12 protein-coding genes are annotated in these 15,598 nt (G+C 56.1%); 8 read left to right on the forward strand and 4 right to left on the reverse strand.

Annotated elements, in window-relative coordinates:
• Window positions 1-17: 17 nt before the first annotated feature.
• Window positions 18-902, reverse strand: a complete 885-nt coding sequence (locus tag ACW4TB_RS11130; protein WP_254466898.1) for an MBL fold metallo-hydrolase — start codon at window positions 900-902, stop codon at window positions 18-20.
• A 223-nt stretch (window positions 903-1,125) separates the two neighbouring features.
• Here ACW4TB_RS11130 and ACW4TB_RS11135 point away from each other — a divergent pair, with 223 nt between their 5' ends.
• From ACW4TB_RS11135 to ACW4TB_RS11155, 5 genes are all read left to right on the forward strand, one after another.
• Window positions 1,126-2,430, forward strand: a complete 1,305-nt coding sequence (locus ACW4TB_RS11135; protein ID WP_279930266.1) for a sigma-54 interaction domain-containing protein — start codon at window positions 1,126-1,128, stop codon at window positions 2,428-2,430.
• A gap of 134 nt (window positions 2,431-2,564) precedes the next feature.
• Window positions 2,565-2,990, forward strand: a complete 426-nt coding sequence (locus ACW4TB_RS11140) for an RcnB family protein (protein ID WP_012312021.1) — start codon at window positions 2,565-2,567, stop codon at window positions 2,988-2,990.
• A gap of 738 nt (window positions 2,991-3,728) precedes the next feature.
• Window positions 3,729-4,130: a hypothetical protein gene (locus tag ACW4TB_RS11145; protein WP_455828333.1), complete on the forward strand. Its 402-nt coding sequence runs from the start codon at window positions 3,729-3,731 to the stop codon at window positions 4,128-4,130.
• 51 nt (window positions 4,131-4,181) lie between these two features.
• Window positions 4,182-5,609: a hypothetical protein gene (locus ACW4TB_RS11150; RefSeq protein ID WP_196997244.1), complete on the forward strand. Its 1,428-nt coding sequence runs from the start codon at window positions 4,182-4,184 to the stop codon at window positions 5,607-5,609.
• 135 nt (window positions 5,610-5,744) lie between these two features.
• The gene (locus ACW4TB_RS11155; RefSeq protein ID WP_019438065.1) at window positions 5,745-6,326 is read left to right on the forward strand and encodes a hypothetical protein; all 582 of its coding nucleotides are present in this window, start codon (window positions 5,745-5,747) and stop codon (window positions 6,324-6,326) included.
• A 101-nt stretch (window positions 6,327-6,427) separates the two neighbouring features.
• On the opposite strand, the gene ACW4TB_RS11160 is transcribed toward ACW4TB_RS11155, so the two are convergent.
• From ACW4TB_RS11160 to ACW4TB_RS11170, 3 genes are all read right to left on the reverse strand, one after another.
• The gene (locus tag ACW4TB_RS11160; protein WP_010951457.1) at window positions 6,428-6,751 is read right to left on the reverse strand and encodes a hypothetical protein; all 324 of its coding nucleotides are present in this window, start codon (window positions 6,749-6,751) and stop codon (window positions 6,428-6,430) included.
• A gap of 117 nt (window positions 6,752-6,868) precedes the next feature.
• Window positions 6,869-7,543 carry a heavy metal response regulator transcription factor gene (locus ACW4TB_RS11165; RefSeq protein WP_003253420.1) on the reverse strand — a complete coding sequence of 225 codons (675 nt, stop codon included), beginning with the start codon at window positions 7,541-7,543 and terminating at the stop codon, window positions 6,869-6,871.
• Between the two features lie 489 nt (window positions 7,544-8,032).
• Window positions 8,033-9,376, reverse strand: coding sequence for an OprD family porin (locus tag ACW4TB_RS11170; protein ID WP_003253422.1), 1,344 nt, complete (start codon window positions 9,374-9,376; stop codon window positions 8,033-8,035).
• Between the two features lie 404 nt (window positions 9,377-9,780).
• Between ACW4TB_RS11170 and ACW4TB_RS11175 the strand changes: the two genes are divergently transcribed.
• The 3 genes from ACW4TB_RS11175 to ACW4TB_RS11185 all read left to right on the forward strand — a co-directional run bounded on the left by ACW4TB_RS11175 (window position 9,781) and on the right by ACW4TB_RS11185 (window position 15,557).
• Window positions 9,781-11,052 carry a TolC family protein gene (locus ACW4TB_RS11175; protein WP_133164861.1) on the forward strand — a complete coding sequence of 424 codons (1,272 nt, stop codon included), beginning with the start codon at window positions 9,781-9,783 and terminating at the stop codon, window positions 11,050-11,052.
• 68 nt (window positions 11,053-11,120) lie between these two features.
• Entirely contained in the window at window positions 11,121-12,371 is a 1,251-nt protein-coding gene (locus ACW4TB_RS11180; protein ID WP_020302560.1) for an efflux RND transporter periplasmic adaptor subunit, read from the forward strand.
• Between the two features lie 24 nt (window positions 12,372-12,395).
• Entirely contained in the window at window positions 12,396-15,557 is a 3,162-nt protein-coding gene (locus ACW4TB_RS11185; protein ID WP_010951454.1) for a CusA/CzcA family heavy metal efflux RND transporter, read from the forward strand.
• The last annotated feature ends 41 nt before the right edge of the window (window positions 15,558-15,598 follow it).

Raw genomic sequence — 15,598 nt, forward strand, 5'->3', positions numbered from 1 at the left:
ATGATGAGGTAGGGCGGTCAGAGCTTGTTCAACGGGATCTTCAGGTAGCTCACGCCGTTGGATTCCGGCTGCGGAAAATGGCCACTGCGCATGTTGACCTGCACCGAAGGCAGGATCAGGACGGGCATCTCGAGGGTCTTGTCACGAGCCTCACGCATGGCGACAAAGCTGTCCTCATCGATGCCCTGGTGGACATGAATGTTGCTGGCGCGCTGCTCGGCCACGGTGGTGACGTAACGCATGTCACGCCCGCCCGGCAGGTAGTCATGGCACATGAACAGCTGAGTCTGGTCAGGGAAGGCCAGCAGGCGGCGGATCGATTGGTACAAGGTGCGAGCATCAGCGCCTGGGAAGTCACAGCGCGCGGTACCGTAGTCAGGCATGAACAGGGTGTCGCCCACGAACAGCGCTTTTTCCCCTGCATCCTCTACCAGGTAACTCATGCAAGCAGGGGTATGCCCCGGCGTGTGCAGCGAGCGGGCATGCAGGTTACCTATGCGGAAACCTTCTTCGTCCATGAGCAACACATCGAACTGGCTGCCGTCACGGGCGAAGCCCGGCTCGACGTTGAACAAGTCGCCGAAGACTTTCTGTACCTTGGTTATCTCGGCGCCAATGGCGGTGTGGCCACCGAGCTTTTCCTTGAGATACGCTGCGGCTGAAAGGTGGTCGGCGTGTACGTGGGTTTCCAGAATCCACTGCACCTTGGCGCCCAGGCTCTGTACCCGATCAATCAGACGGTCTGCAGACTCGGTGCAGGTGCGGCCTGACTTGGGGTCATAGTCGAGTACGCTGTCGATCAACGCACACTGGTTGGTCTCACGGTCCAGCACCAGGTAGCTGATAGTCGAGGTTGCGTCGTCGAAAAAGGCTTCCACCTGAAGGTTGTTGCCGATGATCATCACATTCTCCAAATAATCCACCCCGCCTTTTAGAGGCGTAGGCAGTGACGGGTGGTTTATCAAGATGCATGCCAGAGGTTTAACCCGTGCCAAAGCCAGTAAAATCGACCCCTGATGGCGCAAGGCAGGCCGGTTTGTCAGCTGCCCTGGCAGTCGACTGTCAGCCAATGGCAGTGTTTGGCAGTCCTTGTTACCCTCAACGGCTTATCCAATCGGTGCCGTCATGCCTGAATCCCATCCCCTCATCCTAGCTCTGGTTTCCTACCTCGAACACGATGCGTTGCCCACCATCGTGCTGGACACCGACTACAACATCCTCGCAGCCAATGCCGCCTATCGTCGGCAGTTTGGCCGTGATGACCGTGCGCCGCTGGGTGAGAAGTGCCACCGGGTTTCCCATCACTACGCCGTGCCTTGCGACCAGGCCGGGGAGCACTGCCCCATGCGCAAGGCCTGGGGCAGCAAACTGCCGGAACGGGTACTGCACATTCATCACACCCCGCGCGGGCCTGAGCATGTGGATGTGGAACTACGGCCGATCCTCGATGAGCAGGGCAGGGTGGTCGCCTTCGTAGAACGCCTGACAACGGTCACACTAGCCTCGGCCCAACCTCAGCAACAGGGCCTGGTCGGCCGGGCGCCAGCATTCAAAACGGCATTGGCCAGCCTGCAACGTGCGGCACCCGCACAGATCCCGGTATTGCTCCAGGGTGAATCCGGTACAGGCAAGGAGCTTTTCGCCCGGGCGATCCATATGGGTAGCCCGCGGGCGAATGGCCCTTTGGTGGTGGTCGACTGCACCGGCTTGACCGAGTCACTGTTCGAGAGTGAATTGTTCGGCTATGAGAAAGGAGCCTTTACCGGCGCCAACCAGCGCAAGATCGGCCTGGCAGAAGCGGCCCACGGCGGCACGCTCTTCCTCGACGAGATTGGTGAGGTGCCACTGGCGATGCAGGTCAAATTGCTGCGCCTGATCGAATCCGGCAGCTTCCGCCCGGTTGGCAGCCTGCGCACCGTGCATGCGGACTTCCGCCTGGTGTCTGCAACACACAAACCGCTCAAGCAGATGGTTGCAGAGGGCACGTTCCGGGAAGACCTGTATTACCGCATCAGTGGCTTTCCTATCCGCCTGCCCGCCTTACGCGAACGCGTAGAGGATCTGCCGCTGCTGGCGCAGAGCCTTCTGCAGCGCATGGCAGGCAAACCTGCCGCGAGCCTTACTGACGCTGCGCTTCAACAATTGGCCCTGCATACGTTCCCGGGCAATATCCGCGAGCTGCGGAACATCCTCGAAAGGGCGCGGCTGTTTGCCGATGATGGGCTGATACGGCCTGAGCATCTGCCGGAAGATGTAGGCCCGCAAATCGCAACCGGTACGAACAAGGCGCGCGCTCGCAGCGACCTGAGTGATCTGGCACAAGCGCTGCAACAGTTTCAGGGCCCGCGTAGCGAACTGGCGCGCCACTTAGGCATGAGTGAACGTACGCTATATCGGCGCTTGAAAGCGCTAGGGCTGAATCCGGCTTAGGGCTTGGTGATTCTTTACCGGACCTTTACCTCTTGCCAGGGATTACTCATCTCGAATCACGGTCTGAAGCATTAACCGTAATCGGCGTCTCATTGAAACCCGCCGGACGTGTACATGCAAAGGATCGACATACGATGAAAAAAACCCTCTCCGTGCTCTGCGCTACGTTGATGCTTAGCGTACCACTGGCCAGCTTCGCCCAACCCGGCCCGCCCCAAGGGCACGATGGCGACCGCTCGCATCAGGGCCAAGGTCATCCGCAGCAGAGCAAGCAGCCAGGCCACCCGCAACAACATGGCAAACCCGGCAACGGCCAGGCTCAGTCCTACCGTAATCCAAACTTCCGTCCACAACCGGGGATGCCGGTACCTCACCAGCAATGGAAGCGTGGCCACGTGGTAGACCCGCACTATCGCAATGACCGTTACTGGGTGACCGACTGGCGCGCCCGGCACCTCTCGCCGCCGCCCCGCGACCACCGTTGGTTGTACGTCAACGGCGACTACGTGCTGGTGACCATTGCTTCCGGGGTGATCGTAAACATCCTCAGCGGTTACTAAAGCCGTATAAAACCAGCCGCCAACAAAAAGCCCGCTTGCGCGGGCTTTTTGGTAAGAACAACCTGTGTAGGTTCACAAAATAGGTGATAGGCCAGACCCCGTGAAATTGGAATCTTCGCCATTTTTTTTGTGAAATGAAGGGGTGCTTTTCACAGAAAAGCCGAGAAATCCCTACTCACCAATCACAAAAGTTGATTGGCCTGGAAAGGGCCGTTTACGACCGACGCGTGACTTTTCGGTAAGGGATGAGGAGTAGTCGCAGCGATCCTTTAGCTCCTAGTCTGGCGACCTTGGGTTCAGAATCCGACTGGCAATGCCCGCCGTCACTACTTCAGAGGAACCAGCTTCCTCTGCTGCCAAAATTGCGGGGGCTCATGCTGGTACCCAGGCCCGACAAATGCGCAGTTGCAGCCCTCAATTGCAAGGCTATCCAAAGCGGCACGCGTGTCAATCAAGATCTGATGCATGACGATGGCCGGCCTCACGGAGGTGAAACCGGAGATTCAGAATGACTAAACCGACCCCGTAGACACCAACCTCCACGAAGGCCGCTATCGACCCAAAGCTGTCCTTCAAGAAAGGCAGCTAACGGCGAGAAGCGGTCATTTTGTATCTACAGGTTTCGGGGCGATTCACTCGTCTGATGCTCAGGAGCACCAGGATGGGCGTCAAGGAGGTGGTCATCTTGAGGTGGACTATGCTGACCAGTTGCTCTCAAATCTAATCGTGAGGTCCTCCATGGCAAACCCCAATCTGCTGGCTCTATTCAGAGATGAAGTCCTTCTGACCGGGCCTGAAAGCTCCCTACCTAGCAACCTATCTCAGTTCTGGCTTGAGGAGCTCCAGAATCATCTGGAGAGGTATTTCGACGGTTTGAACTCGGAGTCAGATGCAGAAGAGAAGGATCTCGACATCTCCCTCCCACTCGCAGCGATCATCCACATCTTGTTCGCAAAAAATGGTGGGGAGGAGATATCCGAGAGCTCTGAAAAGCTGTACGAGTATTTCCAAGACAACCGGCTCGAACTGGCCCTTGAAGAGATCACGCGAAAGACTCATGTGGCTGCCGAGGCTGCAACCATTGAGACCATCTTCACCAACCGAGACGTCCTGGTGGAGCAAAGCCCCCTTCTTCAATAGGTACCTCCACCGATGCCATCGCCGGCGGGCACGCTCCGAGGCATTGATGGAATGCATTTTGACGACTGCCGAGATCAGCGAATGAAAGAAATTGCTGCGCCGATGTTCGATCTAATCGCTTTGTCGCTTCCACGAGGGTTGGGGTTTGGGGACAGCCCGCCAGTAGGGGCATGGCTTAGTGAGGACGGAATTTCTTGTGCCGCTCTAACCCGAAATATCAATTCCGGCAGCTTCGGAATTGTCACCTTGCGGCGTCGTGTCGATAGCGTGTGGGTGCTCCTCAGCCATGGTGAGTGCACCACTGGCGAGTCCGAAGCCCGCGCCTCAATCAGCCATTTTCTCTATACCCAAGCCCATCCGCTTCCACTCCCTTCAGGTGAACGACGACGTGCTCCTCTAAGCAGAATGGGTAAGCGCACACCAAGCGTGGTGTTCAAATCACTATTTGATCCAAGCCGCCGTATTGGGGCGTGGGCGCTGAATCAACTGTATCTCGCACTGCCATCCCCAGACAGAAATTGGGTTCCCGATTGCCAGACTGAGAATTTTCACACCCGCCTCTGGGAAGCCCACCTATTAGCGATTTTTCGTGAACAGGGACTCTTGGTCACCCAGCCTAAAGAATCACCCGATTTTCACATCGAGAATAGGCTGGGAGATGAGGCCTGGGTTGAAGCAGTGACAGCCAACCCGGAAGAGCGGTATGAGCATTTTGGCGCCTCGCCGGTCCCCCCACCCGCTGACCGACATGAGCGTTTCTTAGGAGCGGCTGCAGAAAGGTTTGCGAGGACCATCCAAAACAAATTGGACAAGCGTTACGAATCCCTACCGCACGTGGAGGGTAAGCCGCTCATTCTGGCCTTAGCCGATTTCCATGCGCCCAGTTCAATGCTGTGGAGCAGGGAGTCGCTCATCAGCTATCTCTATGGCTTTGCAGTTCACTCATCTGCGCATCGTGGTACGCACCTGATAACTGTGGAGGAAGAGACATCTCTGCTATCAGGGCGCCCCAACGGCCTATTTACGCTAATGGAAAATGCCCATCTTTCAGCGGTCATTTTCACCAATGCCTGCACAGTGCCAAAGCTCAGCCGAGTGCCGATCTCAGGTGGAGCTCATCTAGACGGGTACCGATACTTGCGGTTTGGTGAGTTTTTCGACCGTTCTCCGGGAGCATCACGAGGTATCCCATTTCTGTTGGATGTAGCGTCCAGCGACTACGGTCAGCTCTGGCCGCAATATGGCTACGAGCCGTGGTCTGCTGAAGTGGAGGTATTCCATAACCCTATGGCACTATACCCGGTGCCTAATGAGTTGATACCAGAAGTCACCCACTGGAGAGAAGTAAACGGAAGAGTCGAGTGCGAATCTTTCTTTGATGTATCCATACTCCGATCCAGAACACTCGTCCTCAGTGCAAACGCTAAGGTTCCGTCACTCGATGAGTTGCTGACAGCAGCCAGTCCTCCAGAGCTCTGACGGCGGCGGGGTGGCCGCATCGTTGCCACGCAGGTAGATGAGAATTTCTCAGCAAGCTACCCAGCCAGGGGAAGGACATGAGATCCCCTGCGCAATTCAGGACCGTTGAAGCGTCACCTCTCTTCGGGTAAAAGCATGACCGTCATACAACGCTACAACAGCGTCATACCCGAGAGCATAGGAAGAAAAATGTCGATCCAAGGACTAAAACGATACTTTGGAAACAAGATTCACGCAGTGATAATGATGGCCCCGCTTAAGCGGGAAATGATACGCCTCGGCATATGCACCCTTATGGCGATTATTCTGAATATCATCTTGTATACCGGCGTTGAAGTAGACGGCACCATCAAGCCGTGGGCAGAAACCCCGATAAAACTGTTTGCATCGTCGATGTTATTCGCCTTCATGATCAAGGCTTTTCTGCCAGTTCTCGGCTGGACGATACTGAAAGCAATGCTGTTGAGTGCGAACAATGCCTTCAGCGGCATACTGAGTTTTTTGGGCAATCAGTTCACAGGCGTCATGTACTGTACCGGAATTATTATGGGTTCTATCACGATTAAATTGTATATGGTTTCCGGGGTTTTAGACTCTGAGTTTGCTTATCTGTCCGCAATCGTATTTGCTTCCGGGGTTTTATATTTCTATGTGCTGCAATGCGCCATTCAAAAAACAATGAGTCCGGCCCTGCGTACACCAGCAGTACCGCGTTAAACCACTAGGCTGTGACTATTCATCTCTGGTGCTCAGTAGGCGCTCGCTCTGCTGAACCCTCACCCATACACAACCATTAATGGACTGGCCCGCCTTCGACTTTATGAAGAAGGCGAGCGAGCACGTGACTGATTGCGCATGTATTCCGAGATGAGACTTTCGAAATTGATGTCCGCCTCCTCAACGAGAATATTGACGTGACAGTACAGCTCTTCAGGACCTCTGAGATAATTGAAAATCCTTGATCTAACGATGCCGCAAACCCCTTCTTTGACCGCCGTAGAGGGGAGGTTGATAACATCGCCAACGCACGGGATAAGAGCTAGGCCATGGTCGCTGTTGAAGACAATGTCAGCTGGACAGGCATCAATGCTGGCATCGGATTGTCCTTGCGAAACCTGCTGATAATCAATGCTATACCTCATGTACAGCCTACCTCATTTGTTGAGTGAGGAATCAGCGCCGCGGATCGTAAACAGAAACCTCAAGTTCGCAAGCGACGGGAGCATGTAGCGGATTTTCGGTACTAGAGAGCTTGGCAACTATCGTTTTTCAAGCACATACCCTACGCCCCGAAGCGTATGTATCAGTTTGGTCTCGAAAGGGTCATCTATCTTGGCTCTGAGTCTTCGAATCGACACCTCTACAACGTTTGTGTCGCAGTCAAAATTCATATCCCAAACCTGCGAAATAATTTGGGTGCGGCTCAGCACCACACCGGTATTACGCATCAGGTAATGCAGTAACGCGAATTCTTTCGTGGTCAGGTCAATGCGCTGACCGTCCCTGAATGCCCTGTGCCGGCTCTGATCAAGCTCCAGGTCAGCGACGCGAATGACCTCTACGGATGCAGGGTGATCTGACCTGCGCATCAAGGCGCGAACCCGGGCCAGCAGCTCAGGGAACTCAAATGGCTTGATCAGGTAGTCATCTGCTCCGTTCTCCAGCCCCCGGACCTTATCCGCCAGCCGGCTTCTCGCCGTCAGCATCATGATACGGGAAGGGCAGTTTTTACGACGCAACAACTCAAGGACCTGCCAACCGTCCATCTCTGGCAGATTTATATCCAGGATAATCAGCTCATATTCGTGCTGCTTAGCCAAGAATAATCCATCTGACCCGGTGTGGACGCAATCTACGACATAGCCACATTCCGTCAGACCTTGACGCACATACTCCGCAGTTTTTACTTCATCCTCAATTACCAGAATTCGCATGGGATTTTGTCTCGATATCACTGAGCAGTTAACCGCGCACGCGCGCCGGCATTATTGAAAGGGATGGTAAATCAAAATGAGCGTGCCGGGGCTCAAATGACGGATTTGTAATTTCTAGGTAATACAGTTGATAGTCTGGCGGTATATCTTGTCGCGGTTTGGGTTTGACAGTTGCGGGCCCTCTCTCCAGCAGGTGATTTGACCTTATGAAGTATTGGGTTATTTTCTTTTTTGTGCTGGCTTCGTTCCGCTCAGATGACGGCGAGGTCGCTCACATCGAGGAAGCTGGTCATTGGTGTAGTCATGAACTTCACCGGCATGCAATGCGTACAATCGAACGCTTGCTTGAATTTTAGGTAAAAAAAAGGCGCCCAATGGGCGCCAAATATCCACCTTTTACCAAAGGAGCACTTAAGCCACTCAAGGTGAATTCGTAATGCTCGTTTTACTAATAGGACCAGTTAATGAATAACTGGTCCAGTTAGCGAATTACAGAATCGAAAGCGGGTACTCAATGATCACACGGGTTTCATCCAGATCCGATTCGAATGCAGTGGCACGTGTGGTTGCCTGGCGCAACCGGAAGGACAGATCTTTTGCTGGACCGGTTTGGACAACGTATTTGACTTCGACGTCACGCTCCCAACGCTTCTGATTGTCGAGCGGGTTGCCGTTGTCATCAGTGCGCATGTAGAACTGGTTAGCGTTCGAGTAATCCGCACCCGAGCCTCTGGCGTAGCGCGTCATGAACGTCAGGCCTGGAATGCCGTAGCTGGTGAAGTTCAGGTCATAGCGCAGCATCCAGGAACGCTCTTTCGGCGAGTTGAAGTCGCTGTACTGGATGGAGTTGTCGACGAAAATCGAGTCCGACTGACGCAGGTAGTCGAAATCGTCGTCGCCGTTGTTGCGCTGATGCGACAGGGCCAGGGTGTGGGCACCGTAACGCACACCGACCTTGGCACTCCAGATGTTGTTGTCGAATTCACCCAGGCGCTTCTTACCTTCATCTACGGCTTTGTAGTAGTTGAAGCCACCGATCAGCGCCAGATCGTCGCTCAGCGGGTAAACCACGCTTGTGCCGGCGTAGTACTGATTCCAGACGTCTTTCAGCTGGCTGGCGTAGACGCTCACAGTCCAGTTGTCGTTGATCGAGTAGTCACCGCCACCGTAACCGATCCATGGCGAGTTGACCGGGCCGCCGTAGAACGTCACGAAGTTGTCGTTCAGGTTGCTTGAGACCGGCTGGCTCATCGCATGCAGACGACCACCCTGGAGGGTAAGGCCCTGGATGCTGGTGTTCTCAACGGTCACACCGCGGAAACTCTCTGGCAGCAGGCGAGAGTCACCCGATGCGACGACCGGGGTCGATGGGAAGACATCACCCACTTTCACGATGGTATCGAACAAGCGGACTTTGGCTGCGCCGCCGACCTTGGTGTATTCGTCGCGAGCTTCACCCTTGTTATCAACGGGCAGCACGTCGAAGGAGCTACGGCCGCCGTTGCGCCCATCACCGGTGTCGAGCTTGAGGCCGATCATGGCAAAGGCATCAACGCCAAAGCCAACGGTACCTTGGGTAAACCCGGAGTTGAATTTGCTGATGATCGCGTGCGCCCAGGCTTCGGAGTAGCCGTTCGTATTGCCCTTGCCACTGTTGTAAGTGGGGGCGGTGCTGTCGCGGTTATCACGGTTGAAGTAGAAGTTACGGTTCAACACTGTAAGGCTGCTGCCTTCAATGAAGCCTTCTGGCTTGTCTTCAGCTTGTGCCGAAATAGCATAGCTTCCAGACAGCGCAGAAACTGCCGCCAAATACAGTGGTACTTTGATTTTCATCCGATGCTCCTTTGATTCACGGCAGTTTTTATTATGTTTACCGGCGCGGGTGTCGTTAGTTGTTCTGACCCGGCGGCGCGCCTAGCGTAGCGCGAGCTCATATTTGCAGGCCGAAGATAACGGGAAGGTGATAGGACAATTACAATTTCGTCATCTACCTGTTATTCGGCACCTTCGCACCGCGTGTTTGCCATCTCTGTTGCTTGTATCGAAATCATCGTGTCGGGTTGGGTTTCCCAGTATTTACGGGCATTACAAAGCTTTCTTACGAAATTGTAATTTTCTAGCCACCCCTCTGATAGCTACCGCTCATTAGAGTGCCATCACCTAATCAAGTGGGGCTTGGCAGCTGTTTCGGCGTTCTCGCCAAGCTTTATCGAAGTTTGTGCACGAGGACCATCAAAGTGCCCCGGTATAACCGCAATGTCTTACCCAAGACCCCCGTCTCGCCCTGGAAGATCGCTGCACTCTGTGCAGTCATCTCTGGGTTGATGGCGCCTGCAGCCCTTGCCCAAAGCATCAGCTTGCCCCAGGCGCTTTCGACGGCCATGGATGCCAACCCAGACCTGGCCGCGGCCAGGCAAGAAATTGGGATCGCTGATGGTGCTCGCAAGCAGGCCGGGCTTATCCCCAACCCCACAATCTCGTATGACGTGGAAGACACCCGTCGTAACACCAGCCAGACGACTGTCTCTCTCAGCCAGACCCTTGAGCTGGGCGGTAAGCGGGGGGCTCGTGTTGACGTCGCCACATACGGGCAGACCGCCGCACAGCTTGAGTTAGACCGTCGCGTTAACGGCCTGCGTGCAGATGTCGTCCAAGCCTTTTACGCCGCGTTGCGGGCCCAGACAGGTCTCGACCTGGCCAAGCAATCTCTCGAACTGACTGAGCGCGGTCTTCGCATCGTCGATGGCCGTGTTCGCGCAGGTAAGTCGTCCCCAGTGGAGGCGACCCGCGCTCAAGTGCAACTGGCCGAAGCCCAGCTGCAAGTTCGACGTGCAGAAACGGAAAAAGCGACCGCTTACCAACAGCTCGCTCAAATTACCGGGAGCTCAGTCACCGTGTTTGATCGACTCGAATCGCCAACCCTCTCCCCGGGCTTGCCACCTCGCACTGAAGATCTGCTGGCTAAGCTCGACCAAACAGCAGAAATGCGTCAGGCCGTGGTTCAGATCGACAAGAGCGACGCCTCGCTCGGATCAGAGAAAGCTCAGCGTATCCCGAACCTTACTGTCAGCGTAGGTAGCCAGTACGACCGCTCTGTGCGCGAGCGGGTCAACACTGTGGGCCTGTCTATGCCGTTGCCGCTGTTCGATCGTAACCAAGGCAACATTCTTTCCGCTTCTCGTCGTGCAGATCAGGCCCGAGACCAGCGCAATGCTGTGGAGCTGCGTCTGCGCACCGAAACCCAAACCGCGTTGAACCAGTGGTCCACCGCCATGCAGGAGGTCGAGTCCTACGACAAGACCATTCTGCCATCAGCCCAACAAGCCGTAGAGACCGCAACCCGCGGCTTCGAGATGGGCAAATTTGGCTTCATCGAAGTGCTGGATGCCCAGCGCACCTTGATCGTCGCTCGTGGCCAATACCTCGAATCGTTGGCAGCGGCGACCAATGCGCGTGCGCAGGTGGAAAGGGTTTATGGCGAAGTCGGCTCAACTGCCGGCGCTCGCTGAACGGGCCAAACATTTTCTTCGGCACACAGCCTTGAACAAGCCGGTGCCTACGATCAGCAGGAGTAGCAATGGATAACAAACGCAAGATCGCCCTCGCGGTAGCCGCTGTGGCAGCCCTCGGATTTGGCAGCCTTGCCTGGAACAATAGTTCCGGACAGCAAGCCGCCAGTACCGCTGAGCATGGCGCTAACGATGGCCATGGCGACGAAAAGAAAGCCGCATCTGCCGCCAAAGAGGAAGGTGATGAGGGCCATGGTGAAGAAGGTCATAGCGAAGAGGGCGGTGAAGAAGAGGGCAAGCTGACGCTCAGCGCTGAACAGATCAAGGCCGCCGGTGTTGCCTTGGAAGCTGCAGCGCCTCGTGACCTCGGTACCGTCGTGAGCTTCCCGGGCGAAATTCGCTTCGACGAAGATCGTACTGCCCACGTGGTTCCTCGTGTTCCTGGCGTTGTTGAGGCTGTCCAGGCCAACTTGGGCGAGACGGTCAAGAAAGGGCAAGTCCTGGCGGTAATCGCCAGCCAGCAGATCTCTGACCTGCGCAGCGAACAACAGGCCGCACAGCGTCGCGTCGAACTGGCGCGTGTCACCTTCGAGCGTGAGAAGCAACTGTGGCAGGACAAGATCTCCGCAGAGCAAGACTACCTCCAAGCACGCCAAGCGCTGCAAGAGGCGGATATCTCCTTGGCCAACGCCAAGCAGAAGGTCGGCGCAATCGGTGCCTCGGTTAACTCTGTTGGCGGTAATCGTTACGAGCTCCGCGCTCCCTTCGACGCCGTGGTAGTGGAGAAACACCTGACCGTCGGCGAAGTCGTCAGCGAGGCGACCAACGCCTTCATCCTTTCCGACCTGAATCAGGTCTGGGCGACCTTCGCAGTTCCGCCGACAGATCTGGGCAAGGTCACGACTGGCCGTGCAGTGAAAGTCTCTTCGCCTGACATGAACGTCGAGGTCGAAGGGAAGGTGGGTTATGTCGGCAGCCTGCTGGGCGAGCAAAACCGTGCAGCTACTGTCCGCGTCACCTTGACCAACCCCAACGGCGCCTGGCGTCCAGGCCTGTTCGTAAACATTGCGGTCACCTCCCAGACCGATCGAGTTGCCGTAGCGGTCCCTGAGCACGCTGTGCAGACCGTTGAAGACAAACCTTCGGTATTCGTACGCACCCCAGATGGCTTTGACACCCGCCCGGTAAAACTGGGTCGCCGCGACAATGGGTACGTGGAAATCATCGACGGTATTGAAGCCGGCGCCCAGGTAGCAACCAGTGGCAGCTTCACACTCAAGTCCGAGCTCGGCAAAGCTTCTGCCGAACACGGTCACTGATGCGAACTGACAGGATGATTTCTCATGTTTGAACGTATCATCAGATTCGCCATCGAGCAGCGCATCGTAGTAATGATCGCCGTTCTGATCATGGCGGGTATCGGTATCTACAGCTATCAAAAGCTGCCCATCGATGCGGTACCCGATATCACCAACGTCCAGGTGCAGATCAACACTGCAGCGCCTGGTTACTCGCCCTTGGAAACCGAACAACGGATCACGTTTCCAGTTGAAACGGCCATGGCCGGTCTCCCGGGCCTTCAGCAGACCCGTTCCCTGTCTCGCTCTGGCCTGTCTCAGGTCACCGTGATCTTCAAGGATGGCACTGACATCTTCTTTGCCCGCCAGTTGATCAACGAGCGGCTGCAGGTTGCGAAGGAACAGCTGCCAGAAGGTGTAGAGGCCGTCATGGGTCCGGTATCTACCGGCCTCGGCGAGATCTTCCTGTGGACTGTTGAAGCCGAAGATGGCGCGGTCAAAGAGGACGGTACGCCGTACACCCCGACCGACCTGCGCGTGATCCAGGACTGGATCATCAAGCCTCAGCTGCGTAACGTCCCGGGTGTGGCCGAGATCAATACCATCGGCGGTTATGCCAAGCAGTTCCTGGTTGCGCCGGATCCAAAGCGCCTGGCTACCTACAAGCTGACACTCAATGACCTGGTCGCAGCGTTGGAAAGTAACAACGCCAACGTCGGTGCCGGCTACATCGAGCGTAATGGTGAACAGTTGCTCATCCGTGCACCGGGTCAGGTAGGCAATATCGAAGACATCGCCAACATCGTGATCACCAGTGTGGATGGTGCACCGATTCGCATCAGCAGCGTTGCTGACGTCAGCATCGGTAAAGAGCTCCGTACAGGTGCTGCTACTGAGAACGGCCGCGAAGTCGTGCTCGGTACCGTGTTCATGCTGATTGGTGAAAACAGCCGCACCGTATCTCAAGCTGTCGCCGCCAAATTGGCGGACATCAACCGCACCCTGCCAAAGGGCGTGGTGGCTGTGACTGTTTACGACCGTACCAACCTGGTTGAAAAAGCCATCGCGACGGTGAAGAAGAACCTGGTGGAAGGCGCGATCCTGGTTATCGCCATTCTGTTCCTGTTCCTCGGCAACATCCGTGCGGCTCTGATCACCGCGATGGTGATTCCGCTGTCCATGCTGTTCACCTTCACAGGCATGTTCAACAACAAGGTCAGTGCCAACTTAATGAGTTTGGGGGCACTCGACTTCGGCATCATCGTCGACGGTGCCGTGGTTATTGTAGAAAACGCGATCCGTCGACTGGCTCATGCGCAACATAAGCATGGCCGCATGCTCACCAAAACCGAACGCTTCCACGAGGTCTTTGCCGCGGCGCGAGAAGCTCGCCGGCCGCTGATCTTCGGTCAGCTGATCATCATGGTGGTGTACCTGCCGATCTTCGCCCTCACCGGCGTCGAAGGCAAAATGTTCCACCCGATGGCCTTCACCGTTGTGATGGCGCTGCTGGGTGCAATGGTCCTGTCCGTTACCTTTGTTCCTGCAGCTATTGCCATGTTCGTCACTGGCAAGGTGAAGGAAGAGGAAGGCGTGGTCATGCGCACAGCTCGACTGCGCTATGAACCGGTTCTGCAATGGGTGCTGGGACATCGGAACATCGCTTTCTCGGCCGCAGTAGCCTTGGTCGTGCTCAGTGGTTTGCTGGCAAGTCGTATGGGTAGCGAGTTCATCCCAAGCCTCAGTGAGGGTGACTTTGCGATGCAGGCCATGCGTGTGCCTGGAACGAGCCTCACTCAATCTGTCGAGATGCAGCAGCGTCTGGAGAAAGCGGTGATTGCGCAGGTGCCTGAAGTTGAGCGGATGTTCGCACGCTCGGGTACCGCAGAAATTGCATCTGACCCGATGCCGCCGAACGCCTCTGACGCCTACATCATGCTCAAGCCTCAGGATCAGTGGCCTAACCCGAAGAAGCCTCGTGATGAGCTGATTGCTGAAGTGCAGAAGGCCGCAGCGGGTGTTCCAGGAAGCAACTACGAGTTGTCGCAGCCAATCCAACTGCGTTTCAACGAGCTGATTTCGGGCGTGCGTAGTGACGTCGCTGTGAAAGTCTTCGGCGATGACATGGACGTGCTCAACAACACCGCCAACAAGATCGCGGCAGCGCTCAAAGCGGTCCCGGGCTCATCGGAAGTGAAAGTTGAGCAGACATCCGGCCTGCCGGTGCTGACCATCAACATTGACCGCGAAAAAGCAGCACGCTACGGCCTGAACATCGCGGATGTTCAGAACTCGATCGCTATCGCCGTGGGTGGCCGTCAGGCCGGCACGCTGTATGAGGGCGACCGTCGGTTCGACATGGTAGTACGCCTACCAGAGACCGTTCGCACCGACGTAGCGGGTATGTCCAGCTTGCTGATCCCGGTACCTGCCAATGCGGCACAGGGTGCCAATCAGATCGGCTTCATCCCGCTGTCCCAGGTCGCCAATCTGGACCTGCAACTGGGCCCGAACCAAATCAGCCGCGAGAACGGCAAACGTCTGGTTATCGTCAGCGCCAACGTTCGAGGCCGCGATCTGGGGTCCTTCGTTGAGGAGGCGACCGCATCGCTGGACAAGAAGGTGCAAATTCCTGCGGGCTACTGGACGACTTGGGGGGGCCAGTTCGAGCAGCTGCAGTCGGCTGCCAAACGCCTGCAGATCGTTGTTCCAGTCGCCTTGCTGCTGGTCATGACCTTGTTGTTCCTGATGTTCAACAACCTGAAGGACGGCATGCTGGTCTTCACCGGTATTCCATTCGCACTCACCGGTGGTGTTGTGGCGTTGTGGCTGCGGGACATCCCACTGTCGATCTCGGCAGGTGTCGGCTTCATTGCACTGTCCGGCGTTGCAGTACTGAACGGCCTGGTGATGATTGCCTTCATCCGCGGGCTAAGGGAGGAGGGACGAACGCTCAGACAGGCAGTCGATGAAGGTGCATTGACCCGTCTGCGACCTGTTCTGATGACAGCCTTGGTAGCGTCCCTGGGCTTCATCCCGATGGCTTTGGCCACCGGCACCGGTGCCGAAGTTCAGCGGCCATTGGCGACGGTGGTGATTGGCGGGATCCTGTCCTCCACCGCACTGACCTTGCTGGTACTGCCTGCCCTGTATCACTGGGCACACCGCAAGGATGAAGACGGCGACGAGGCCGAAGTGGTTAGCTAACAGCCTCCGCTAAAGAGAAGCCCACAACACGTGTTGTGGGC

The organism is Lelliottia jeotgali, from assembly GCF_977070485.1.

What these genes read in the sequence shown, in the direction of transcription:
- ACW4TB_RS11135 (WP_279930266.1), top strand. Translation starts at nt 1,126, where the DNA reads ATGCCTGAATCCCATCCCCTCATCCTAGCTCTGGTTTCCTACCTCGAA.
- ACW4TB_RS11150 (WP_196997244.1), top strand. Translation starts at nt 4,182, where the DNA reads ATGCATTTTGACGACTGCCGAGATCAGCGAATGAAAGAAATTGCTGCG.
- ACW4TB_RS11180 (WP_020302560.1), top strand. Translation starts at nt 11,121, where the DNA reads ATGGATAACAAACGCAAGATCGCCCTCGCGGTAGCCGCTGTGGCAGCC.
- ACW4TB_RS11170 (WP_003253422.1), bottom strand. Translation starts at nt 9,376, where the DNA reads ATGAAAATCAAAGTACCACTGTATTTGGCGGCAGTTTCTGCGCTGTCT.
- ACW4TB_RS11130 (WP_254466898.1), bottom strand. Translation starts at nt 902, where the DNA reads ATGATCATCGGCAACAACCTTCAGGTGGAAGCCTTTTTCGACGACGCA.
- ACW4TB_RS11155 (WP_019438065.1), top strand. Translation starts at nt 5,745, where the DNA reads ATGACCGTCATACAACGCTACAACAGCGTCATACCCGAGAGCATAGGA.
- ACW4TB_RS11165 (WP_003253420.1), bottom strand. Translation starts at nt 7,543, where the DNA reads ATGCGAATTCTGGTAATTGAGGATGAAGTAAAAACTGCGGAGTATGTG.
- ACW4TB_RS11145 (WP_455828333.1), top strand. Translation starts at nt 3,729, where the DNA reads ATGGCAAACCCCAATCTGCTGGCTCTATTCAGAGATGAAGTCCTTCTG.
- ACW4TB_RS11140 (WP_012312021.1), top strand. Translation starts at nt 2,565, where the DNA reads ATGAAAAAAACCCTCTCCGTGCTCTGCGCTACGTTGATGCTTAGCGTA.
- ACW4TB_RS11185 (WP_010951454.1), top strand. Translation starts at nt 12,396, where the DNA reads ATGTTTGAACGTATCATCAGATTCGCCATCGAGCAGCGCATCGTAGTA.
- ACW4TB_RS11160 (WP_010951457.1), bottom strand. Translation starts at nt 6,751, where the DNA reads ATGAGGTATAGCATTGATTATCAGCAGGTTTCGCAAGGACAATCCGAT.